The sequence below is a fragment of the Streptomyces tropicalis genome, assembly GCF_029269835.1.
Taxonomy (GTDB): domain Bacteria; phylum Actinomycetota; class Actinomycetes; order Streptomycetales; family Streptomycetaceae; genus Streptomyces; species Streptomyces tropicalis.
Map to the genome: position 1 here is coordinate 81,543 of NZ_JARJBB010000009.1, position 23,183 is coordinate 104,725.

General features: G+C 72.3%; 19 protein-coding genes. 3 read left to right on the plus strand and 16 right to left on the minus strand.

Features of this window, described 5'->3' with window-relative positions; all coding sequences use genetic code 11:
• Positions 1-35: 35 nt before the first annotated feature.
• The 7 genes from topA to bldG all read right to left on the minus strand — a co-directional run bounded on the left by topA (position 36) and on the right by bldG (position 9,739).
• The gene (topA, locus tag P3H78_RS18950) at positions 36-2,861 is read right to left on the minus strand and encodes a type I DNA topoisomerase (RefSeq protein ID WP_276110223.1); all 2,826 of its coding nucleotides are present in this window, start codon (positions 2,859-2,861) and stop codon (positions 36-38) included.
• A 244-nt stretch (positions 2,862-3,105) separates the two neighbouring features.
• Positions 3,106-3,303 (minus strand): hypothetical protein, encoded by a 198-nt coding sequence (locus P3H78_RS18955; protein ID WP_276110224.1) that lies wholly within the window; start codon positions 3,301-3,303, stop codon positions 3,106-3,108.
• Positions 3,304-3,544: 241 nt separating this feature from the next.
• The gene (locus P3H78_RS18960; RefSeq protein ID WP_276110225.1) at positions 3,545-5,065 is read right to left on the minus strand and encodes a DUF7059 domain-containing protein; all 1,521 of its coding nucleotides are present in this window, start codon (positions 5,063-5,065) and stop codon (positions 3,545-3,547) included.
• 302 nt (positions 5,066-5,367) lie between these two features.
• Positions 5,368-5,949, minus strand: a complete 582-nt coding sequence (locus P3H78_RS18965) for a small secreted protein (RefSeq protein WP_276110226.1) — start codon at positions 5,947-5,949, stop codon at positions 5,368-5,370.
• Positions 5,950-6,164: 215 nt separating this feature from the next.
• On the minus strand, positions 6,165-8,570 hold the full coding sequence (locus P3H78_RS18970; RefSeq protein WP_276110227.1) for a sodium-translocating pyrophosphatase: 2,406 nt from the start codon (positions 8,568-8,570) through the stop codon (positions 6,165-6,167).
• A gap of 290 nt (positions 8,571-8,860) precedes the next feature.
• On the minus strand, positions 8,861-9,292 hold the full coding sequence (locus tag P3H78_RS18975; RefSeq protein WP_276110228.1) for an ATP-binding protein: 432 nt from the start codon (positions 9,290-9,292) through the stop codon (positions 8,861-8,863).
• 105 nt (positions 9,293-9,397) lie between these two features.
• The gene (gene bldG, locus P3H78_RS18980; protein WP_010986038.1) at positions 9,398-9,739 is read right to left on the minus strand and encodes an anti-sigma factor antagonist BldG; all 342 of its coding nucleotides are present in this window, start codon (positions 9,737-9,739) and stop codon (positions 9,398-9,400) included.
• A gap of 81 nt (positions 9,740-9,820) precedes the next feature.
• On the opposite strand from bldG, the gene P3H78_RS18985 reads away from it, so the two are divergent.
• Entirely contained in the window at positions 9,821-12,331 is a 2,511-nt protein-coding gene (locus P3H78_RS18985) for a DEAD/DEAH box helicase (protein WP_276110229.1), read from the plus strand.
• A 49-nt stretch (positions 12,332-12,380) separates the two neighbouring features.
• Here the strand turns inward: P3H78_RS18985 and P3H78_RS18990 are convergent, their stop codons facing one another.
• The 7 genes from P3H78_RS18990 to ssd all read right to left on the minus strand — a co-directional run bounded on the left by P3H78_RS18990 (position 12,381) and on the right by ssd (position 17,946).
• Positions 12,381-12,797: an Rv3654c family TadE-like protein gene (locus P3H78_RS18990; RefSeq protein ID WP_276110400.1), complete on the minus strand. Its 417-nt coding sequence runs from the start codon at positions 12,795-12,797 to the stop codon at positions 12,381-12,383.
• Between the two features lie 338 nt (positions 12,798-13,135).
• Positions 13,136-13,552 carry a TadE family type IV pilus minor pilin gene (locus tag P3H78_RS18995; RefSeq protein WP_276110230.1) on the minus strand — a complete coding sequence of 139 codons (417 nt, stop codon included), beginning with the start codon at positions 13,550-13,552 and terminating at the stop codon, positions 13,136-13,138.
• Entirely contained in the window at positions 13,539-13,751 is a 213-nt protein-coding gene (locus tag P3H78_RS19000; protein WP_276110231.1) for a DUF4244 domain-containing protein, read from the minus strand. Before P3H78_RS19000 ends, P3H78_RS18995 begins: the two co-directional genes overlap by 14 nt.
• Positions 13,752-13,920: 169 nt before the next feature.
• The gene (locus P3H78_RS19005; protein WP_276110232.1) at positions 13,921-14,718 is read right to left on the minus strand and encodes a type II secretion system F family protein; all 798 of its coding nucleotides are present in this window, start codon (positions 14,716-14,718) and stop codon (positions 13,921-13,923) included.
• On the minus strand, positions 14,715-15,581 hold the full coding sequence (locus tag P3H78_RS19010) for a type II secretion system F family protein (protein ID WP_276110233.1): 867 nt from the start codon (positions 15,579-15,581) through the stop codon (positions 14,715-14,717). Before P3H78_RS19010 ends, P3H78_RS19005 begins: the two co-directional genes overlap by 4 nt.
• Positions 15,582-15,595: 14 nt before the next feature.
• Positions 15,596-16,804 (minus strand): TadA family conjugal transfer-associated ATPase, encoded by a 1,209-nt coding sequence (locus P3H78_RS19015; protein WP_276110401.1) that lies wholly within the window; start codon positions 16,802-16,804, stop codon positions 15,596-15,598.
• Positions 16,805-16,842: 38 nt separating this feature from the next.
• Positions 16,843-17,946 carry a septum site-determining protein Ssd gene (ssd, locus tag P3H78_RS19020; RefSeq protein ID WP_276110234.1) on the minus strand — a complete coding sequence of 368 codons (1,104 nt, stop codon included), beginning with the start codon at positions 17,944-17,946 and terminating at the stop codon, positions 16,843-16,845.
• A 583-nt stretch (positions 17,947-18,529) separates the two neighbouring features.
• Between ssd and P3H78_RS19025 the strand changes: the two genes are divergently transcribed.
• Positions 18,530-19,363 (plus strand): HAD family hydrolase, encoded by an 834-nt coding sequence (locus P3H78_RS19025; RefSeq protein ID WP_276110235.1) that lies wholly within the window; start codon positions 18,530-18,532, stop codon positions 19,361-19,363.
• A 383-nt stretch (positions 19,364-19,746) separates the two neighbouring features.
• On the opposite strand, the gene P3H78_RS19030 is transcribed toward P3H78_RS19025, so the two are convergent.
• On the minus strand, positions 19,747-20,610 hold the full coding sequence (locus P3H78_RS19030; RefSeq protein ID WP_438827993.1) for a Fic family protein: 864 nt from the start codon (positions 20,608-20,610) through the stop codon (positions 19,747-19,749).
• A gap of 101 nt (positions 20,611-20,711) precedes the next feature.
• On the opposite strand from P3H78_RS19030, the gene P3H78_RS19035 reads away from it, so the two are divergent.
• The gene (locus P3H78_RS19035) at positions 20,712-21,692 is read left to right on the plus strand and encodes an ATP-binding protein (protein ID WP_276110402.1); all 981 of its coding nucleotides are present in this window, start codon (positions 20,712-20,714) and stop codon (positions 21,690-21,692) included.
• Between the two features lie 9 nt (positions 21,693-21,701).
• Here P3H78_RS19035 and P3H78_RS19040 read toward each other — a convergent pair whose 3' ends face one another.
• Positions 21,702-22,958: a polysaccharide deacetylase family protein gene (locus tag P3H78_RS19040; protein WP_276110237.1), complete on the minus strand. Its 1,257-nt coding sequence runs from the start codon at positions 22,956-22,958 to the stop codon at positions 21,702-21,704.
• Between the last annotated feature and the right edge of the window lie 225 nt (positions 22,959-23,183).

The window sequence follows — 23,183 nt, forward strand, 5'->3', positions numbered from 1 at the left end:
AGCTTCCCGGCCGAGCCCGGCCGGGGGTCGCCGGGTCAGTCCTCGGCGGCCGAGGTCTTGGCGGCGGCCGTCTTCTTCGCCGCCGTCTTCTTGGTGGTCGTCTTCTTCGCCGCGGTCTTCTTCGCCGCCGTGGACGCCGTCTTCTTCGCAGCCGTCTTCTTGGCCGCCGTCTTCTTCGCGGGGGCCTTCTTGGCGGTCTTCTTGGCCGGGCCCTTGGCGCGCTTCTCGGCGAGCAGCTCGAAACCGCGCTCCGCGGTGATCTCCTCGACGCTGTCGCCGGAGCGGAGGGTCGCGTTGGTCTCGCCGTCGGTGACGTACGGGCCGAAGCGGCCGTCCTTGACCACGACCGGCTTGCCGCTGACCGGGTCCTCGCCCAGCTCCCTCAGCGGCGGCTTGGCGGCCGCCCGGCCCCGCTGCTTGGGCTGAGCGTAGATCGCCAGCGCCTCGTCCAGCGTGATCGTGAAGAGCTGGTCCTCGGTCTGCAGCGAGCGCGAGTCCGTGCCCTTCTTCAGGTACGGGCCGTAGCGGCCGTTCTGCGCGGTGATCTCCTGGCCCTCGGCGTCGGTGCCGACGACCCGCGGGAGCGACATGAGCTTCAGCGCGTCCTGCAGCGTCACCGTGTCCAGCGACATGGACTTGAAGAGGGAGGCGGTGCGCGGCTTGACCGCGTTCTTGCCCGTCTTCGGGGTGCCCTCGGGCAGCACCTCGGTGACGTAGGGGCCGTAGCGGCCGTCCTTGGCGATGATCTGGTGGCCGGTCTCCGGGTCGGCGCCCAGTTCGAAGTCGCCGCTCGGCTTGGCGAGCAGCTCCTCGGCGAGCTCGACGCTCAGCTCGTCCGGGGCCAGGTCGTCGGGGATGTCGGCGCGCTGGTGGGTGTCGGTGTCCTTCTCGCCGCGCTCGATGTACGGGCCGTAGCGGCCGACGCGCAGCACGATGTCGCTGCTCACCGGGAACGACGACACCTCGCGTGCGTCGATCGCGCCGAGGTCGGTCACCAGCTCCTTGAGGCCGCCCAGGTGGTCCCCGTCGCCGTTCCCGGCGTCGGCGGCGGCGCCCTCGACGGTGCCCTCGCCGAAGTAGAAACGCTTCAGCCACGGCACGGCCTGCGCCTCGCCGCGCGCGATGCGGTCGAGGTCGTCCTCCATCTTCGCGGTGAAGTCGTAGTCGACGAGCCGCCCGAAGTGCTTCTCCAGGAGGTTGACCACGGCGAAGGACAGGAAGGACGGCACGAGGGCCGTGCCCTTCTTGAACACGTAGCCGCGGTCGAGGATGGTGCCGATGATCGACGCGTACGTCGACGGCCGGCCGATCTCGCGCTCCTCCAGCTCCTTGACCAGGCTGGCCTCGGTGTAGCGGGCCGGCGGCTTGGTGGAGTGGCCGTCGGCGGTGATCTCCTCGGCCGTGAGGCCGTCGCCCTCCGCGACCTGCGGCAGCCGGCGCTCGCGGTCGTCGAGCTCCGCGTTCGGGTCGTCGGCGCCCTCGACGTAGGCCTTCAGGAAGCCGTGGAAGGTGATCGTCTTGCCGGACGCACTGAACTCGACGTCGCGGCCGTCGGCGGCGGTGCCGCCGATCTTCACCGTGACGCTGTTCCCGGTCGCGTCCTTCATCTGGGAGGCGACGGTGCGCTTCCAGATCAGCTCGTAGAGCTTGAACTGGTCACCGGTCAGGCCGGTCTCGGCGGGCGTGCGGAAACGATCACCCGAGGGGCGGATCGCCTCGTGCGCCTCCTGCGCGTTCTTGACCTTGCCGGCGTACGTACGCGGCTGGGCCGGCAGGTAGTCGGCGCCGTACAGCTGCGTCACCTGGGCGCGGGCGGCCGAGACCGCCGTGTCGCTCAGGGTCGTCGAGTCCGTACGCATGTAGGTGATGTAGCCGTTCTCGTACAGCTTCTGCGCGACCTGCATGGTGGCCTTCGCGCCGAAGCCGAGCTTGCGGCTCGCCTCCTGCTGCAGCGTCGTCGTACGGAACGGGGCGTACGGCGAGCGGCGGTAGGGCTTGGACTCGACGGAGCGGACCGCGAAGCGGGTGGCCTCCAGCGCCGTGACCAGGGCGCGCGCGGCGCTCTCGTCCAGGTGGAGGGTGTTGGCGGACTTCAGTCGGCCGAGGGAGTCGAAGTCGCGGCCCTGGGCCACGCGCCGCCCGTCGACCGTCTGGAGCCGGGCGACCAGCGTCGACGGGTCCGAGGAGTCCCCGGCGCGGCCGGTGCCGAAGGTGCCCGTCAGGTCCCAGTACTCGGCCGAGCGGAACGCGATGCGCTCGCGCTCCCGCTCCACCACGAGCCGGGTCGCCACCGACTGGACACGGCCGGCCGACAGGCGGGGCATGACCTTCTTCCACAGGACCGGCGAGACCTCGTAGCCGTAGAGGCGGTCGAGGATGCGGCGGGTCTCCTGGGCGTCGACCATGCGCTGGTTCAGGTCGCGCGGGTTGGCCACCGCCTCGCGGATCGCGTCCTTGGTGATCTCGTGGAAGACCATCCGCTTGACCGGGACCTTGGGCTTGAGGACCTCCAGGAGGTGCCAGGCGATGGCCTCGCCCTCGCGGTCCTCATCGGTGGCGAGGAAGAGTTCGTCGGAGTCCTTGAGCAGGTCCTTGAGTTTCTTGACCTGGGCCTTCTTGTCGGCGTTGACGACATAGATCGGCTCGAAGTCGTGTTCGACGTCGACGCCGAGGCGGCGGACCTCGCCGGTGTACTTCTCCGGCACCTCGGCGGCGCCGTTGGGGAGGTCACGGATGTGCCCGACGCTCGCTTCGACGACGTAGCCGGGGCCGAGGTAGCCCTTGATCGTCTTCGCCTTGGCAGGCGACTCGACGATGACGAGTCGGCGGCCGCCCTGTGCGGTCTCGCTGGTCGGGGACAACTTCGCTCTTCTCTCCGGTCGACGCTGAGGCTCCCCGGGTTCGATTCCCGGGGGCGGGTCGTGCTGACGCTGCGGAGTGTGACGGTACATCCCGCCCCCGTGTCAAACGGGAAAAGCCCGCAACGGCCACTCGAACGGTAACCCGACTACCGCCCTTCCTGCCGCCCGGAGTGTCCACCGGACGGCCCCGGGGTACGCGGAGGGTGATTCCTCAGTTACGTGGACCGGAGCGCTGCGGCCGTTGTCACAGGCGGGTCAGGCACCACGTCCCGAGGGCCAGGGCGGCAAGGGCGACCACGGCCGCGACGGTCGCCGAGGTGATCCGGTTCATACCGGCGCCGACGGGCTCGCGGTGCCGCACCCGGACCGCCGTCCACCCCAGCAGTGCCCCTCCGAACAGGGCGAACACCACACCCGTGAAGATCGCCGGCCCGCTTTCCATCCCCGTCCCCTCCCATCCCGGATACTCCGGTCGGGGAGGCTGGCACCCGCGGGCGACGGCCCGGCCAACCCCGGGTGAACTCCGGGCGCGCCCCCCTCGGGCGACGTGACCGGGGCCACGGTCGGCCGGGAGCGGCCGCGACGGATTTTTTACTCCCCCGAGTGGCGCGGGGAAGTCGGCGCGAACTCACCGCCGGGCCGTCCGCCCGGCCCGGCGGCGCACCGTGCCGGACCTCGGCGGCTCACTGCAGCGGGTCGAGGAAGCCCTGTTCCACCAGCAGCCGGATCTGCGCGGGCGTGCGGTCCCGCAGCACCACCGGATCCTCGCCGACCAGCTGCGCGATCGCGTCCAGGATGCGGCCGGCGCTGAGCGAGCCGTCGCACACGCCGGCGAAGCCCGCGCCGACGGTGTCGACGGTGGTGGCCCGGCGCATCCCGCGGTTCTGGCGCAGCACCACGTGCTCCGGGTCCTCCGCACCCGGCAGCCCGACCTGCTCCTGCACGATCTCGGGGGTCAGCCGGAAGCGGCCGTCGAGCAGGGCGGCGTCGTCGTGGCCGCGCAGGTAGTCGAGGCGGGCGAAGTGCGCCTGCACCGTGCCGCCGAGCGGCTGCTCGACCGGGTGCGGCCACTCCTCCACGAGGATCGAGGGCTCGGCGGCCGCCGTCCGGCGCAGGGTGATCCACCCGAAGCCCACGGCCTTCACCTTGCGCGCCTCGAACTCGTCGAGCCAGGCGTCGTACCGCGCCTGGTACTCGGCGAGGTCGCCGCGGTGGTCTCCGGCGTCCCGGAGCCACAGCTCGGCGTACTGCGTGACGTCCTGCACCTCGCGCTGCACGATCCAGGCGTCGCAGCCGCGCGGCACCCACGACCTGAGCCGGTCCTGCCAGTCCTCCCCCTCCACGTGCTGCCAGTTGGCGAGGAACTGCGCGAACCCGCCCTCGCTCAGCCGCTCCCCCGCTTCCTGAACGAGCGTGCGGCACAGATCGTCCCCGCCCATGCCCCCGTCGCGGTAGGTCAGCCGGGCGCCGGGAGAGATCACGAACGGCGGGTTCGAGACGATCAGGTCGAAGGTCTCGTCCGGACGCAGCGGCTGGAACAGCGAGCCCTCGCGCAGGTCCGCGGCGGGGGCGCCGGACAGCGCGAGCGTGAGCGCGGTGATGTGCAGGGCGCGCGGGTTGAGGTCCGTCGCGGTCACGCGCGTGGCGTGCCGCGCGGCGTGCAGCGCCTGGATCCCGGAGCCGGTGCCGAGGTCGAGCGCGGCGCCGACGGGCGCGCGGACGGTGATCCCTGCGAGCGTCGTGGAGGCGCCGCCGACGCCGAGGACGACGCCCTCCTCGCGGCTGCCGATACCGCCCGCGCCGCCGACCGCGCAGCCGAGGTCGGAGACGATGAACCAGTCCTCGCCGTCGGGACCGCCGTAGGGCCGGACGTCCACGGACGCGGCGATCCCGTCGCTCCCGACGCTCCGGAGCCAGCCCGCGTCCAGGCACTCCCGGACGGGCAGCACGTCCGCCACGCGCGCGTGCGGCACGGGCTGCTGCAGCAGGAACAGTCTGACCAGGGTCTCCAGCGGCGTGTCGCCGCGCGTGGCGCGGAGCGCGGGCACCGTCTCGCTGCGGGCCAGCGCCGCGTACGCGGGTGCACCGAGGAGGTCGAGCAGTCCGTCGGCGGTGAAGGAGGCGCCGAGCAGGGCGTCACGGAGCCGGGCGGCGACGTCGGGACGGTCGGCTGCGGGAAGGGCGGGCAGGCTGGAGTCACTCACGCACCCATTGTGTCGGCTCGCACCGACATCGCACCCCAGGCGTGCGTCGGCGGACGCCGGGGCGGGCCGGATCCGGCGGCGGTGGCCCCGGTTCCGGTCCGCGTCGCCGGGCCTCGGCCGCGCTGCCCGCCCCGGGAACGGCCACCGCCCGGCGGCCCGGGCTCGGGGAGCCGACGGGGCCGCCGGGCGGGCCGAGCGGTGCGGCGCGCCACGGGGCGGCCGCGCGGGGGTGCCCCGTCAGGGGTGGGTCGACCCGCCCGCGTCAGGGCGCGTCGACCGTCAGGACGACGGGGGAGCGAACGTCAGGACGACGGGGCGGGCGCGGGTGCGGAGGCGGACTTGCAGCTCGGCTGCTGCGCCATCGCCTTGCCGACGTCGCCCTCCTCCAGGTTCTTCAGGGCGTCGTTGCCGCTCTTGCTGAGCTTGTCGAGCTGGGTCGCGATGCCCTTGAGGCCGTCCGCGAACTTGCCCTGGTCCTTGGTGTCCAGCCCGTCGACCTGCTTCTTCAGGGTGGCGTACGACGCGGAGAGGCCGTTGAGCTCCTTGACCGCGTCCTGCTGCTTCTTCTTGCCGTTGTCGACATTGGGCGCGCCGGCGCTGTTCACGGCCGCACCGATCGCCTTGTAGGCGTCGGACATGTCCTGGAAGGCCTGCGCATCCGTCTTCCGGACCTCGGTGGTCGGGCTGTTGTCCGAGGTCTGCTTCTGGATCGCGGCGCTGGCGGCCTCGACCTTCTGCGCCTGCGGCTGCACGGCGGTGCACACCTGCTTGGCCCAGGAGTCCAGCGCGTCGTTCTTGTTGTCCGCGCTGCCGCTGGAACATCCCGTCAGCGCCAGTCCCAGTACCGCACCGCCGGACACTGCGGCCGCGAGCTTCTTGTTCACCGGTTTGGTCCCTTCCGTGGCTCTCGGCCCCGGAACATACACGGGGAGCGGGTGGCGACCACGATTCGGGAGCCCGATATGACATTTCTTATATCTATTTGCACCAAGCGAGAGAAGGCTCACGGCCGGGGGCGCACCCACGGACGACGGGCGGACGGCGCGGTGTGCGCGCCGTCCGCCCGTCGTCCTGAGCCGGTCCTCTCGACCGGAACCGGTTACGACACCACCGCGGGGTCGGCCGGCTTGGAGACGCGCTCGGCGCTGTCTTCGTCACCCACGGCGATGCCGCGGCGCTTGGAGACGTAGACGGAACCGACGATCACCAGGAGGGCCACGATCGCGATCAGGATGCGGACCCCGATGCTCTGGTGGTCTCCGTAGCTGAACCTGATGACCGCGGGCGCGATCAGCAGCGACACCAGGTTCATGACCTTCAGCAGCGGGTTGATCGCGGGCCCGGCAGTGTCCTTGAAGGGGTCGCCGACGGTGTCGCCGATCACCGTGGCGGCGTGGGCCTCGCTGCCCTTGCCGCCGTGGTGGCCGTCCTCCACGAGCTTCTTGGCGTTGTCCCAGGCACCGCCGGAGTTGGCGAGGAACACGGCCATGAGGGTGCCCGCGCCGATCGCCCCCGCGAGATAGGCGCCGAGCGCGCCCACGCCGAGGGTGAAACCGAGGAAGATCGGCGCCATGACGGCGAGCAGTCCGGGCGTGGCCAGTTCGCGCAGGGCGTCCTTGGTGCAGATGTCGACGACCTTGCCGTACTCCGGCTTCTCGCTGAAGTCCATGATCCCGGGCTTCTCGCGGAACTGGCGGCGCACCTCGAAGACCACCGAGCCCGCCGACCGCGACACCGCGTTGATCGCCAGCCCCGAGAAGAGGAAGACGACCGCGGCGCCGGCGATCAGGCCGACGAGGTTGTTGGGCTGGGAGATGTCCATCGTCAGGGTCATGGGGGAACCCGCTCCGGAGAGCTTGGCCCCCACGTCCTGCGCGCCGGTGGTGATCGCGTCGCGGTAGGACCCGAAGAGCGCCGACGCCGCCAGGACCGCGGTGGCGATGGCGATGCCCTTGGTGATGGCCTTGGTGGTGTTGCCGACCGCGTCCAGGTTGGTGAGCACCTGGGCGCCCGCCCCCTCGACGTCGCCGGACATCTCGGCGATGCCCTGCGCGTTGTCGGAGACCGGACCGAAGGTGTCCATGGCCACGATGACGCCGACCGTGGTGAGCAGACCGGTGCCGGCCAGCGCCACCGCGAACAGGGCGAGCATGATCGACGTGCCGCCGAGCAGGAACGCGCCGTAGACGCTGAGGCCGATCAGCAGCGCGGTGTAGACGGCCGACTCCAGGCCGACGGAGATGCCGGCGAGGACGACGGTGGCCGGACCGGTCAGCGAGGTCTTGCCGATGTCCCGCACCGGGCGCCGGCTGGTCTCGGTGAAGTAGCCGGTGAGCTGCTGGATCACGGCGGCGAGCAGGATGCCGATGGCCACCGCGACCAGGGCGAGGATCCGCGGGTCGCCGTGCTTGGCCTTGATCGCCGCGTCGCCGATGCCGCGGAGGGCCCCGTACGACGAGGGCAGATAGGTGTAGACGGCGACCGCGACCAGGCCGAGCGAGATCACCGCAGAGATGAAGAAGCCGCGGTTGATCGCGGACATCCCACTGCGGTCGGACCGGCGCGGCGCGACCGCGAAGATGCCGATCATCGCCGTGATCACGCCGATCGCGGGGACCAGCAGCGGGAAGGCCAGCCCGTCGTTGCCGAAGGCCGCCTTGCCGAGGATCAGTGCGGCGACCAGCGTGACGGCGTACGACTCGAAGAGGTCGGCCGCCATCCCGGCGCAGTCGCCGACGTTGTCGCCCACGTTGTCGGCGATGGTCGCGGCATTGCGCGGATCGTCCTCCGGAATGCCCTGCTCGACCTTGCCGACCAGGTCGGCGCCGACGTCGGCGGCCTTGGTGAAGATGCCGCCGCCGACACGCATGAACATCGCGATCAGCGCCGCGCCGAGGCCGAAGCCCTCCAGCACCTTCGGCGCGTCGGCCGCGTACACGAGCACCACACAGGAGGCGCCCAGCAGGCCGAGCCCCACCGTGAACATGCCGACGACGCCGCCCGTACGGAAAGCGATCTTCATGGCCTTGTGCGAGACGGTGGTGAGATCCTTTTCCGGCTCGCCCTCCGCCGGAGTCGCCTCCCGGGCTGCCGCGGCGACGCGCACATTGCTGCGCACGGCGAGCCACATGCCGATATAGCCGGTGGCCGCCGAGAACACCGCTCCGATCAGGAAGAAGATCGATCGTCCGGCGCGCTGATTCCAGTCGTCCGCGGGCAGCAGCATGAGCAGGAAGAACACGACCACGGCGAATACGCCGAGCGTGCGCAACTGCCGGGCCAGATAGGCGTTGGCGCCTTCCTGGACCGCCGACGCGATCGACTTCATGCTGTCGGTGCCCTCGCCCGCCGCGAGCACCTGGCGTACCAGGACTCCGGCCAGCACGAGCGCGGCGACCGCGACCGCCGCGATCACAGCGATGATGATCCGATTGTCATCGGTCAGCACTGCGGCTGCGAAGGTTGTGGTGTGGCCCAACTGATGAGGGGTAGAAAGCCCCGCCATTCGTCCTCCTTGACGCTTGACCTGAGCTCAAGATGTGGACGGATTGTAGGTAGCGGAACCTGATCTAAACAGAGTGCAGTAAGTGGAATTAGCCTTCACCTGCTCTTCAGCAAATGATCGACATCACGCCACTGAACCCGAAAGAAGTAATGCCTCAAAACCATTGACCCTTGATCAAATGATGGGTCATTGATCGTGAATTCCTTCACGAATGAGAATGTGTCCGGGTGAAAATACGAGAAGGGCCCTGCTGAGCAGGGCCCTCACGATGACGCCGTACGGGTGGGACGTCAGGGAAGCACGACCACCGACGGGGTCGCCGGCCAGGTCATCCTGATCGACCCGCCGTGCTCCCCGGCCATGACCTCCACGTCGTCGACGAGGCCGCTGATGACCGCGAGGCCCATCTCGTCCTCCTCGGCCTCCACGTCGCCACCGGCGCCGACGGCGCTGCCGTCGGTGCGGTGCGCGTGCGGTGCCTCGTCCCCGACCTCGATGGAGAACTGTTTCTCCTCCTCGATCAGCATCACCTTCACCGGTGCCGAGATCCCGCCGCTCTGGTGCAGCCCGACGGCTCGGGTGCAGGCTTCACCGACGGCCAGTCTGACCTCGTCGAGGACGGCCTCGTCCACCCCGGCCCTGCGCGCCACCGCTGCCGCCACCAGGCGGGCGGTCCGGACGTGCTCGGGCAGCGCGCTGAAGCGGAGTTCGACGGTGGCCATGCATCCCCCTCGGAGCTATGGGCGTGCTGTCGGAGGACCGGGCCGCCGAAAGCCCGGCCCTCCGCTGGTGCGTCCTCCGCGCCGGGCACCGCCCGGCCCGGAGGGTCAGTCGGTGGCCGCCACCGCTTCCTCGACCGAGGTGTGAATCGGGAACACCTTGGTGAGGCCGGTGATACGGAAGATCTTGAGAATGCGCTCCTGGTTGCACACCAGGCGCAGCGAGCCCTCATGGGCCCGCACTCGCTTCAGGCCGCCGACCAGTACGCCGAGCCCGGTGGAGTCGAGGAAGTCCACGCCCTCCATGTCGACGACGAGGTGGAAATTCCCGTCGTTCACCAGCTCGACCAGCTGCTCGCGCAGCTTGGGCGCGGTATATACGTCGATTTCGCCACCGACCTCGACGACCGTACGATCGCCGACGGTACGGGTCGACAGAGACAGGTCCACGGATCCTCCAGCACCTTGCTATCGAGCGGTCGCCCCTCGGGACACCTCGGCTTGCAGCCCCAGGGCGGTTCGCCAGCCGCGATGGCATTCAATCACTTACCGGCAGGCGTGCACGACGCCTTGGCTCCATTGTCCGTCACGCCGGTGACACACTCGGTGCCAATGGCCGAGAAACAACGATCCGATCGAACCCCGACGGACCCTGCATCCCGACCGGCGCCGGACACGGTCCTGGCCCGGCTGGCCTCGGGACCGAACCGGGCTGCGCGCATCACTCATACGGAGCACTTGCCCCCACGTGCGGGCCGCCATGCCGTCTGGCCCGACCGGATTCGCCCGGAGGTCGTCGCCGCGGTGCAGGCCCACGGCATCGCGCACCCCTGGGCCCACCAGGCGCTCGCCGCCGAACACGCCCTCGACGGCGACTCCGTCGTGGTCGCCACCGGCACCGCGTCGGGCAAGTCCCTGGCCTACCTGGCACCCGTCCTGTCCACTCTGCTGGACGGCGCCGAGGCGCCGAACGGGCGCGGCGCCACCGCCCTCTACCTGGCCCCCACGAAGGCCCTCGCGGCCGACCAGTGCCGCGCGGTGAAGGAACTCGCCCGGCCGCTGGGCAAGGCCGTACGCCCCGCGGTGTACGACGGGGACACGCCGCTGGAGGAGCGCGAGTGGATCCGCCAGTACGCCAACTACGTCCTCACCAACCCCGACATGCTGCACCGCGGCGTCCTGCCCTCGCACCCGCGCTGGTCCTCCTTCCTGCGCACCCTGAAGTACGTGGTCATCGACGAGTGCCACACCTACCGGGGCGTCTTCGGGTCCCACGTCGCCCAGGTGCTGCGCCGGCTGCGCCGCCTGTGCGCGCGCTACGGCGCCTCCCCCGTCTTCCTCCTCGCCTCCGCCACCGCCGCCGAACCCGCGGTCGCCGCCCGCCGGCTGACGGGCGTGCCGGTGGTCGAGGTCGCCGACGACGCCTCACCCCGCGGTGAACTGGTGTTCGCGCTCTGGGAGCCGCCGCTCACCGAACTCCAGGGCGAGAAGGGCGCACCCGTGCGCCGCACCGCGACCGCGGAGACCGCCGACCTGCTGACCGACCTCACCGTCCAGGGGGTGCGCTCGGTCGCCTTCGTCCGCTCCCGGCGGGGCGCCGAGCTGATCTCGGTCATCGCCCAGGAGCGGCTGACGGAGATCGACCGGTCACTGGCCCGGCGTGTCGCGGCGTACCGCGGTGGTTACCTCCCCGAGGAGCGCCGCGCGCTCGAACGCTCCCTGCACTCCGGCGAACTCCTCGGCCTGGCGGCCACGACCGCCCTGGAGCTGGGCGTCGACGTGTCCGGCCTGGACGCCGTGGTGATCGCCGGCTATCCGGGCACCCGGGCCTCCCTGTGGCAGCAGGCGGGCCGGGCGGGCCGCGCCGGACAGGGCGCCCTGGCGGTGCTGGTCGCCCGCGACGACCCACTGGACACCTTCCTCGTCCACCACCCCGAGGCCCTGTTCGACCAGCCGGTGGAGTCCACCGTGCTCGACCCGGACAACCCCTACGTCCTCGCTCCGCACCTGTGCGCGGCGGCCGCCGAGCTGCCGCTCACCGAGGACGACGCCGAGCTGTTCGGCCCCGCGGGCATGGAGCTCCTGCCGCAACTGGAGGCCGCGAAGCTGCTGCGCCGCCGCACCCTGGCCTGGCACTGGACGCGCCGGGAGCGCGCCGCGGACCTGACCGACATCCGGGGCGAGGGCGGACGCCCGGTGCAGATCGTCGAGGCGGGCACCGGGCGGCTGCTCGGCACGGTCGACGAGGGCGCCGCCCACACCACGGTCCACGAGGGCGCGGTCCACCTGCACCAGGGCCGCACCTACCTGGTGCGCTCCCTCGATCTGGAGGACTCGGTCGCCCTGGTCGAGGAGGCCGCGCCGCCGTACACGACCGTCGCCCGGGACACGACCGCGGTCTCCGTCCTGGAGACGGACGTCGAGGTGCCCTGGGGCGGCGGCCGCCTCTGCTACGGCTCCGTCGAGGTCACCAACCAGGTGGTCTCCTTCCTGCGCCGGCGGGTCATCACCGGCGAAGTGCTGGGCGAGACGAAGCTCGACCTCCCTCCTCGTACGCTGCGGACCCGCGCGGTGTGGTGGACGGTCACCGAGGACCAGTTGGACACCGCCCGGATCAACCCGGAGATCCTCGGCGGGGCCCTGCACGCCGCCGAGCACGCGTCGATCGGCATGCTGCCCCTCTTCGCCACCTGCGACCGCTGGGACATCGGCGGCGTCTCCGTCCCCCTGCACCCGGACACGCTCCTGCCGACGGTCTTCGTCTACGACGGCCACCCCGGCGGCGCGGGCTTCGCGGAGCGCGCCTTCCACACCGCCCGTGCCTGGCTCGCCGCCACCCGGGAGGCCATCGCCTCCTGCGAGTGCGACGCCGGCTGCCCCTCCTGCATCCAGTCCCCCAAATGCGGCAACGGCAACGATCCACTGCACAAGCGGGGCGCCGTGCGGTTGCTGACCGTGCTGCTGGAGGGGGCCCCGGAGGAGCCGGAGGCAGGCGGGGCGGCGGCCGCTGCGGAGGGCGGGAAGACGGAGGGGGCGGCCTAGGCCGTTCGCGGGAGGCGACGGGTGCGGTGGGAGGCCGCGGCGGCGGCCCCTACCGCGCCGCCGGAGCGGGCGGTGGTGCCGGAGCCGACGGCGGGGGCGCCGGAGTGAGCGGGGGCGCCGAATCCGGCGGCCCGGCCGGCCCCGCTCTCGCTCTCACCTCCGCGGTGAACGGGCCCCGTTCCGACACCGCCGTGACGTCCGAGGTGTCGCCCACGATCGCGCACCGGACCAGCCGGGCGCCCTGGACCCGCGCCAGGCGGGCCGCCCGGGCGCAGGCCGAGGCGGAACCGTCCGGCCAGTGTCCCGCCGCCGCCAGCGCCGCGAGGTCGGCCGCGGCCGCGGCCCGGTGCCGGGTCACGACGGCCTGCCCGAGGGCCACCCCGACGCCGAACACCACGCACAGCACGGCGATCCCTCCGACGCTCCACACGGTCGCGGAGCCACGGTCCGAGCAACGCTGCCGCAGTCGGGCGGCGGCACCGTCGACGGCCCGGTGCAGCCACCGCAGGCGTCGACCGGTGCGCAGGCGCGTCCGGAATCCGGGACCGGTACCCGGGCGCGCACCGCATTCGTGGCCGACGACCCTGCCCGACTCGCATCCCGCGCCCGTGCCGGTACCCGACTCGCATCCCGCGCCCGTGCCCGTGCCCGACTCGCGTCCCGCACCTCGGCGCCACCGCCGTCCGCCGGCGACCTCGCCGAGGGCGCGGCGACCCTTGACGAGGGCCCCGGGCCGCCGGAGGCGTGGAGCAGGGCCCCCGGCGGATCGCCGCCCCCGGTCGGCGGCGAGGGCCGGCAGGCCCGTCACGGCACCGCTCCAGCCGTACGCCCGGTTCCCCCGGGCCGCGCTTCCGGCGCGGCGCCGGTCCCGACCGACTCCTCCGTCTCCGCCACGGCCTCCTCCCGCAGTTCCACGGGCAGGACGCCCATTCCCGGGGGATGCGCCACGACGACCACGTGCACGTCCGCGCCCTCCCGGGTCACCGTGATCCGTGCTCCGTGCGGTGCCGCCTCCCGGGCCACCGCGGTGACCGCGCCGTCGGGATCCTGGCGGGCCGCGGCCCGGGCACCCGAGCGGGCCGCGTCAACGCACTGGATCTGGGCGAGCACCACCAGCAGCCCCCACGCCAGCACTGTCACGAACAGCACCAGCACCGGAAGGGCCATCGCCGTCTCCGCGGTCACGAACCCCCTGTCGCGGCCGCGTTCACATCCGCGCACTGAGGGCCCGCTTCACGATGGCCTGCAACTCGGCCTTGACCTGGCCGCTCGTGACCACCTCGTACAGCAGGACGGCGAAGGCCACCGCGGCGATGATGCCCATCGCGTACTCCGACGTGACCATGCCCGCGTCCCTGCGCCCGAGCGTCCGAACCCGTACCACCAGGGCACGCATCCGTGCCCGTGCCTTTCCGTACATCACAACCCCCGTGAGGTAGTCGTCCACTGTTTCGCCCGTGCCGCGCACGGCCTGTACCGGGCGTCGCCTGCATGCCGTTCCGTGTGCTGCCGTTCTTCTTCCGTGCTGCTCCTCTCCCGACGGACGCGCCCTCGTCTCCTCCCGGCCGCCTCTCCGTCGCCACTCCGTCTCAGCCACCGCCTCCTTCCAGGACCCCGCCCGCGAGACCGATCACCACCGGCAGCACCCCCACCGCGACGAAGGCGGGCAGGAAGCACAGCCCCACAGGTGCCGTGACCAGCACCGCCGCCCGGCGGGCGCGGACGGTGGCGGCCCGGCCCCGCTCGGCGCGGGCGTCGGCCGCGAGACGGGCGACCGGACCTGCCGCCGGGAGCCCGGACTCGTCGGCCCGCTCCAGCAGCCGTGCGAGGGCGGCAGCGCCTGGCAGGGCGGCAAGCCCGCGCCAGGCGTCGGCCGGTTCGCCTCCGAGCCGCACTTCGGCCGCGCCCCGTGCCAGCCGCTCCCCGACGGGACCCGAGAGGGCCTCGCCGACGGCGCGGGCGGCGACCACCGTCCCGGCTCCGGCCGTGATGCAGGCCGCCAGGAGGTCGGCGGCCAGCGGGAACTGACGAGCCGCTTCGACGGGGTCGAAGTCCCGCGCCGGCTCCGCCGCCGCCCGCCGCCGGAGCCACCACCGCAGCGCCGCCGCCCCGGCCAGTCCGACCAGGGGTCCGGGGATCCCTCCGACCAGCGCCCATCCGGCGCCGGCCACGGCCGCCAGGGAAAGCCACTGCCGGACGGCGCCCCGCACGCGCAGCGACGGATGTGCTCCTCCGGGCTCGGGGAGGGCCCCGGCGTCGAGCAGGACGGCCAGCCGCCGCTGCGTTCTTCGTGCGCGGCGGCCCGGACCCGCCCGGCGGACGGCCGCCCACAGAAGCAGCACAGCCGCCGCCAACGTCCCCAGCCTGTGGACGACTTCCCCGCTCATGCCGCCTCCGCTCCGCGCACGATCCTCAGCGCCCACCACATCCCCGCCCCCTCGAACGCCCCGCCGACGACCAGGCACCCGAGGCCCGCCCCGGTGTGCAGCAGCACGTGCAGCGGGTCCGCCCCCATGGCCGTGCCGAGCAGAAGCCCCAGGGCAGGCAGCCCGGCGAGCATCAGCGCCGTGGCCCGGGCACCGGACAACTGCGCCCACAGGTCGGCCCGTTGGTCCCGCTCCGCCCGGAGCGCCGCCTCCAGCCGGTCCAGGCCCGCCGCCAGCCCGGCACCCCGGTCCACGGCCACCCGCCAGCAGGCGGCGAGACCGCGCAGCCCTTCGGCGCCCGGCTCCCGCGCGGCCACAGCGAGCGCACCGGACACGTCACCGCCGAACCGGGCCGCCGCCAGCACCGCCGCCTGCGCCTGCCCCAGGCCGTCCGAGTCCCCGGCGGCACGCACCATCGCCTCGCCCGGCTGCCGCCCTGCGCGCACCTCCCCGGCCAGCACCCCGCACAGTGCGATCACCGCATCGGCCCGCCCCTCCCGGGCCCGGCGCTCGGCCCGCGCGATCCGCGCCCGCCGCAGCAGCGGCACCCCGGCCGCCCCCGCGGCGACCGGCAGCACCGAACCACCCATCACCCCCAGCGCCAGACCGGCGGCCAGAGCCCACCACTCGGCCCGCAACCCCGCACGGATCCGCCGGAGTTCGTCCAGGACCCGTTCCCAGGCCGGCGGTCCGGTGCCGACCGCCCCGCCGCCTGCGAGCAGCAGCCGCGCCCGCCGTGCACCCGCACCTCGGCTCCCGATCAGCCAGACCGCCGCTCCGGCGCACGCCGTCGCCACGCCGGAACACACCTGGCTCCAGCTCATCCCCTGCACCGTGCTCACTCCTTCCCTTCCGTGCGGAGCAGCTCCCGCAGCCGCTCCCAGCCCCGCTCGGCCCTGAACGCCGTCTCACCCCAGCGCAGCGCCGGCACCGTCCGGACGAGACCGGACTCCTCGCGCTCCAGCACCCGTACCTCGGCGATCCGGCGCCGCCCGGAGCCGTCCCGGACCAGATGCAGCACCACCGACAGCGCGGCCGCGAGCTGGCTGTGCAGGGCGGCCCGGTCGAGCCCGGCGGCCGTGCCCAGCGCCTCCAGACGGGCCGGGACGTCCGCGGCGGCGTTGGCGTGGACGGTGCCGCAGCCGCCCTCATGGCCGGTGTTCAGCGCGGCCAGCAGGTGGACGACCTCGGCTCCGCGCACCTCTCCCACGACGAGCCGGTCCGGCCGCATCCGCAGCGCCTGGCGCACCAGGTCCTCGAGCGTGACGAGGCCGGCACCCTCCTGATTGGCCGGTCTGGTCTCCAGGCGGACCACGTGGGGATGGTCGGGGCGCAGTTCCGCGGAGTCCTCGGCGAGGACGATCCGTTCGCGCGGGCCGACCAGCCCCAGCAGCACGCTCAGCAACGTGGTCTTGCCGGTGCCCGTGCCGCCGCTGATGAGGAAGGACAGCCGCGCCTCCACCAGCGCCCGCAGCACCCGGTCGCCGCCCGGTGGCACGGTGCCCGCCGCCACCAGTTCGTCGAGCGTGAAGGCGCGGGGCCGGACGACCCGCAGGGACAGGCAGGTGCAGCCGACGGCGACCGGCGGGAGCACCGCGTGCAGCCGGGTGCCGTCCGGCAGCCGGGCGTCGACCCAGGGCCGGGCGTCGTCGAGCCGGCGCCCCGCCACCGCGGCCAGCCGCTGGGCCAGGCGGCGCACGGCCTGGGCGTCCGGAAAGACGACCGGGACCCGCTCCAGCCCGCCGCCGCGGTCCACCCACACCCGGTCCGGGGCCGAGACGAGGACGTCGGTCACGGCAGGATCCGCGAGCAGTGGCTCCAGCGGGCCACTGCCGATCAGCTCGGACCGCAACTGCTCGGCCGCACCGAGCACTTCCGCGTCGCCGAGCACCCGGCCCTGTTCCCGCAGGGCCTGCGCCACGCGCGCGGGTGTGGGTTCGGCACCGCTCTCCGCCAGCCGCTGCCGCACCCCGTCCAGCAGATCGGCCGGGGTCACCGGGCCCGCGGTCCCACGAGCGGCCCCGCCCCGCCCGGCGACCCCGTGCATCGCGGTGTCCGGCGTCCCGCGGTGGTCGGCGGGCGGCCTCATGCGGCGCCCGCCTCGGTCAGGGCCCGCTCCCAGAAGGCGGTGCAGAAGCGGGCCAGTGGCGTGCGGGACGACGCGCCGGGAGGGGTCCTGCCCTCGCCCGGGCGCAGCAAGGCCGTCTCCACCGGCACCTCCCCCGCCAGCGGAAGGCCGAGCAGCCGGGACACTTCGCGGTCGTCCAGCCCGGGGGCGTAAGGGCCTCGGACCGCGACACGCAGATCGCGCAGCACCATGCCGACGGCGGCGGCGACGCGTGTCGCGGCCGCGACGGCGCGAAGCTCGGCGGGGACCACGAGCAACCCGATGTCGACCTGGGCGAGGGCCTCCGCGACCCCTTCGTCGACACGGCGGGGCAGGTCGACGACGACGGCGCCGCCACGCCTTCTGGCGGCGGCCAGCACCGCCCTGACGGCCTGCGGCGGGACGGCGGCGCAATCGCCGCGGTCCCAGCTGAGCAGTCTCAGCGAGTGCAGTTCGGGCAGCGACTCCTCCAGGGCGCTGCCGCCCACCCGCCCGCGCGACGCCGCGAAGGCCGGCCAGCGCAGCCCCTCGGCCGTCTCCCCGCCGAGCAGGACGTCGAGCCCCCCGCCCAGCGGATCGGCGTCGACGAGGAGGGTGCGCAGGCCCTCCCTCGCGGAGGTCACGCCGAGCGCGCAGGCCAGGGTGGATGCCCCGGCCCCGCCGCGCCCGCCGACGACCCCCACGGTGAGCGCGGGCCGGCCCACCCCTTCGACGACGTCGGCGATGCGGTCGACCAGCCACTGCTCGCCGTCGGGCAGGACCAGGACGTGGTCGGCGCCGGCCTCGACGGCGCGCCGCCAGACACCGGAGTCGTCCTGGTCGCGGCCGACCAGCACCACGTGGCGCCGTCGCGGGGCGCCGCGCACCCGGCATGCCACGTCGTCGCCGACGAGCACGAGCGGCGCGGACTCCCATGCGCCGCCGCGGCCGTCCGCCCCTGGGCGGACCTCGGGCGTGGCGCCGGCCGCCGCGCACAGGCGCAGCAGGTCGTCGAGGATGTCCGGGTCCTCGGTGACGATCAGTGGACCGGCTGGGCGGCCCCCTGCGGTGGGCGGTGGATCGTGTGCGACGGCTCCGTTCATGGGCTCGTCCCCCTTCGCTGCGTCTCTCGCGCTGCCCCTGCGGCCCCGCGAATCCGAAAGATGTGAAGAACCGGCAAGCGGCCTTCATATGGGCGGCCGATACGAACCGGCCATACGCGCCCGACAAACGGGAACCGGCCATGAACGGGCCGCGAGCGGTGCGCGTCGGAATCACGATGCGGCGATACGGGAAATCGTGTGGATCTTGGTCGATAACTGTGGACAACTCGACCTCTGTGAATATCGCCGTCACCCATACCGGTGACCCGCGTACCGGCTCCCGTGAGACTTCCGCAGAGCAGCGCGACGACTACGCACAGTCGCGAATCCTGGGGGGAGGGCCGGGCGCCCGGCCCGGGGCCGTACGGGGCACCGCGACCACGAGGGAGAAGGGGAAAACGCGTCCGGACATGCGACGACCCCCGCCGGGGGGGAGAGCGGGGGTCGTCTCCACGGCCGACTCGGGGGGGGAGGAGTCGGACCGGGTTAGCACGGTCGCGAACGATCCGTGACTTCCATGGTGTACCCGAGAGCCTTCTCAGGCAAACCCACACGCCCACCTTACGCCGAATGGGCTGCCCCTATGCTCAGGGGTGTGGAAAACCACTCCTTGCCCCGCACCGCGGCCTTCTTTGATCTGGACAAGACGGTCATTGCGAAGTCGAGCACGCTCACGTTCAGCAAGTCGTTCTACCAAGGCGGCCTGATCAACCGGCGGGCCGTCCTGCGCACCGCATATGCCCAGTTCGTCTTCCTCGCCGGCGGCGCCGACCACGACCAGATGGAGCGCATGCGCGCGTACTTGTCCGCGCTGTGCCGCGGCTGGAACGTGCAGCAGGTCAAGGCCCTGGTCGCGGAGACGCTGCACGATCTCATCGACCCGATCATCTACGACGAGGCCGCCTCCCTCATCGAGGAGCACCACACCGCCGGACGCGACGTCGTCATCGTGTCCACGTCGGGCGCGGAGGTGGTCGAGCCGATCGGCGAACTGCTGGGCGCGGACCGGGTGGTGGCCACCCGGATGGTGGTCGGCGACGACGGCTGCTTCACCGGCGAGGTGGAGTACTACGCCTACGGCCCGACCAAGGCCGAGGCGATCCGGGAGCTGGCCGAGTCCGAGGGCTACGACCTGGCCCGCTGCTACGCCTACAGCGACTCCATCACCGACGTGCCGATGCTGGAGTCGGTGGGCCATCCGCACGCGGTGAACCCGGACCGGGCGCTGCGCCGGGAGGCCGGCGCGCGCGACTGGCCGGTTCTCGACTTCCACCGGCCGGTCCCGCTCAAGCAGCGGCTGCCCACGTTCTCCGTGCCGCCGCGGCCGGTACTCGTCGCGGCCGCCGCGGTCGGGGCGGCCGCGGCCACCGCGGGCCTCGTCTGGTACGCCAGCCGACGCCGGACCGCGCTCTCCTGACACGTCGCTTTCAGCCGTTCGGCCGCCGGCACTACTTCGCTTTACGTCCCGTTTGAACCCAAAAGTAAAGAACTGCAAGCAGGGGTTCCGCTTGTTCCCGGCGTGCAGTACAAAGGACTCAACGGCCCGCGAGACCGAAGGACATCCGAGAGGATCCCCTTTCCAACGCATTTGGCCCACGGACCGAGCATGAACACCGGGCACCCACGCGACGTCGACCCGTCGATTACGGGCCAGCCGCACCAGGTCACGGGCAAAGTTCCCGGCCTGATGGGCACATATCGAGGACGCTTGGTAACCCGGTGAACATGCCAGCGGCGGTACGAGATCTCGTACCGCCGCAACCTTGTGCGGACCCCTGACGGGGCCCTTTCCCTCCCGCGCTACGCGGCCCCGCGCTGCAGGGCCTCGCACACGGCCGTCGACTCCCGCGCCCCCAGCTCGACCGCCCTGCCGCAGTGGGCGATCCAGGCGGCCATGCCCTCGGGGGTGCCGGAGACATAGCCCTCCAGGGCTGCCAGGTAGCCCGCCCGGCCCTGTTCGGCGTGCCCCACCTCGGGCGGGCAGACCGACTTGGGGTCCAGGCCGCTGCCGATCAGGACGATGCGCTCGGCCGCCCGCGCCACCAGCCCGTTGTGCGAGGTGAACGGCCGCAGCGCGAGCAGTTCGCCGTGCACGACGGCCGCCGTGACCAGTGCGGGTGCGGAACTGCCGGCGATGATCAGCTCGGCGAGCCCCTCCAGGCGCCCGGAGACCTCGGCGGCGCCCGGCAACGGCAGCTCGATCAGCGGCTCGTCGACGCCCTCGCCCTCCTGGCGCGGCCGGCCGACCGCGTCGTCCTGACGGGCGGCGGCCACCAGATGCAGCCGGGCCAGCACCCGGAGCGGCGACTGCCGCCAGACGGAGAGCAGTTGTCCCGCCTCCGCGGTCAGCCGCAGGGCGGCACCCACCACGCGGGCCTCGTCGTCGCCACTGAAGTCGGTGCGCCGGCGGACCTCCTCCAGCGCCCAGTCCGCGCCGGACAGCGCCGCGGAGCCGCGTGCGCCGCGCAGCGCCGCCTCGGCGGTGATCGCATTGCTCCGGCGCCGCATGATCCGGTGTCCGTAGACCCGGTCCACGGCCTTGCGCACGGACTCCACGGAGTCGGCCACGCCGGGCAGCGAGCCCAGGGCCGCAAGGGGGTCCCCCCTGCCCGAGTCCGTTCGAGAGCTTGGGGGAGGATCTGCGGTCGCGCCTGTCGAACTCATGAGTACGACAGTACGCACCCCGGCGCCCCGCCCCACGAAGGAGTGGTCTTCTTCACGCATTCCCGTTACACATGGCAACTACAAGACTACCCTTCGTGAGCATGAAAATTGCCTTCGTCGGGAAGGGCGGCAGCGGCAAGACCACGTTGTCCTCCCTGTTCATCCGCCACCTGGCGACGGCCGGCGCGCCGGTCGTCGCCGTCGACGCCGACATCAACCAGCACCTCGGGACGGCACTTGGCCTGGAGGAGGCCGAGGCCGCCGCGCTGCCGGCGATGGGCGACCACCTGGCCCTGATCAAGGACCACCTGCGGGGCACCAACCCGCGCATCTCCTCCACCGAGACCATGATCAAGACCACCCCGCCCGGCGAGGGGTCGCGCCTGCTGCGCGCCCATGGGGACAACCCGGTGTACGACGCGTGCGCACGGCCGGTGGAACTCGACGGCGGTGCCGTCCGTCTGATGGTCACGGGCCCCTTCACGGACGCCGACCTCGGGGTCTCCTGCTACCACTCCAAGACCGGAGCGGTGGAGCTGTTCCTGAACCACCTGGTGGACGGCCGCGACGAGTACGTCGTGGTCGACATGACCGCGGGCTCGGACTCCTTCGCATCGGGCATGTTCACCCGCTTCGACATCACGTTCCTCGTCGCCGAGCCGACCCGGAAGGGAGTCTCCGTCTACCGCCAGTACAAGGAGTACGCCCGCGACTTCGGCGTCACCCTCCGCGTCGTCGGCAACAAGGTCCAGGGCCCGGACGATCTCGACTTCCTCCGCTCCGAGGTCGGCGAGGACCTGCTCGTGGCGGTCGGGCACTCGGACTGGGTGCGCGCCATGGAGAAGGGCCGGCCGCCGCGGTTCGACACCCTGGACGTCACCGACCGGGCGGCCCTGCGCACCCTCCAGGCCGCCGCCGACGCCACCTACCCGGCACGCGACTGGGAGCACTACACGCGCCAGATGGTGCACTTCCACCTGAAGAACGCCGCCTCCTGGGGCAACGAACGCACCGGGGCCGACCTGGCCGCGCAGGTCGACCCCGGCTTCGTCCTCACGGAAGGCGTCACCGCCGGGGTGTGACGGCGTGCGTCACGGCCTGGGCGCTCCCGGGACGCCCTTCGGGGCCGGAGCCGGACGCGCCGACAGGTAGGACGCCCAGCCCTCCTTGGGGGACTCGCCCACCTCCAGGCCGCGCAGCCGCGCGAGGATCTGCGGGTCCTGGGCGTCCAGCCAGTCGGCCAGCTGATGGAAGGAGACGCAGCGCACGTCGGGCTTGTTGCACACCTCCTTCACGACGTCCTCGACGGCACGCATGTAGGTGCCGCCGTTCCAGGACTCGAAGTGGTTGCCGAGGACGAGCGGCGCGCGGTTGCCGTCATAGGCGCGGTAGAAGCCCTGCAGAAGGCCGTCGCGCATCTGGTCGCCCCAGTAGCCGAACTTGTCGGGGTCGCCCTGGGTGAGGGTGCCGGACTGGTTGACCATGAAGTTGTAGTCCATGGTGAGCTGCTCGTAGGTGTGGCCGGGGAAGGGGACGAGCTGCATCGACAGGTCCCACAGGCCGTACTTCTTCTTCGGCCACACCTGGTTGTTCACGCCGCTGGTGTCGTAGCGGAAGCCCAGGTCGCGGGCCGCCTTCATGAAGTTCGTCTGACCCTCGAGGCAGGGCGTGCGGGCGCCGATGAGCTCCTTGTCGTAGTCGAACGGCAGCGGGGCGGCGTTCCTCAGCCCGGTGTTCGTCTTCCAGGTCTTGACGAAGGTCTTGGCCTGGTCGATCTCGCTCTTCCACTCGTCCACCGACCACTTGCCGACGCCGCCGTTCTCGCCGCAGAAGTGGCCGTTGAAGTGGGTGCCGATCTCGTTGCCCTCGAGCCACGCCAGGCGCACCTGCCTGGCGGTGTCGGTGATGCCCTGCTCGTCGTTGAAGCCGATCTCGGAGCTGCCGACGTCGTGCTGCGGCGGGTGGTACAGGTCCCGCTTCTCCTTCGGCAGCATGTACACGCCGCTGAGGAAGTAGGTCATCGTCGCGTTGTTGGCCTTGGCCACCTTGCGGAAGTGCGAGAAGAGCTTCTGGCTGTCCTCGCCCGCGCCGTCCCACGAGAAGACCACGAACTGCGGCGGCTTCTGGCCCGGGCGCAGCCGCTCCGGCCTGGGCAGGTGCGGCTGGGCCCCGGTGTAGGCGGTGGAGCCGTCGCCGATGAGCCGGACGACGCTCCCCGGTGCCTGGAATCCCTTCTGGGGGCCGTGCGCCCCCTGTTTGACGCCGTCGCCGCCCGTGCAACCGGCGAGCGACGAGGCACAGGCCGCGGCGGCGGCGACGCCCACGGCGATCCTCTGGGTGACGGCCATGTTCCGCCCACCTTCTTCCTTCTCTCGTCCAACGCCGAGACGGCGTGTGCTGGTGCTGCACCGGACGTGCCGCCGGAAGCAGCGCCGTCAAGGTCGCACGAGGTCAGGAAGGAATTAGTACGACAAGCCGATAGAAAGCTCACTTCACTCAACGGAGTGACTTAATGCCCCATTTGCGTCGAACATTCAGAGAAGTGCTTTACGTTGAATTACAGTTGCTTTGCC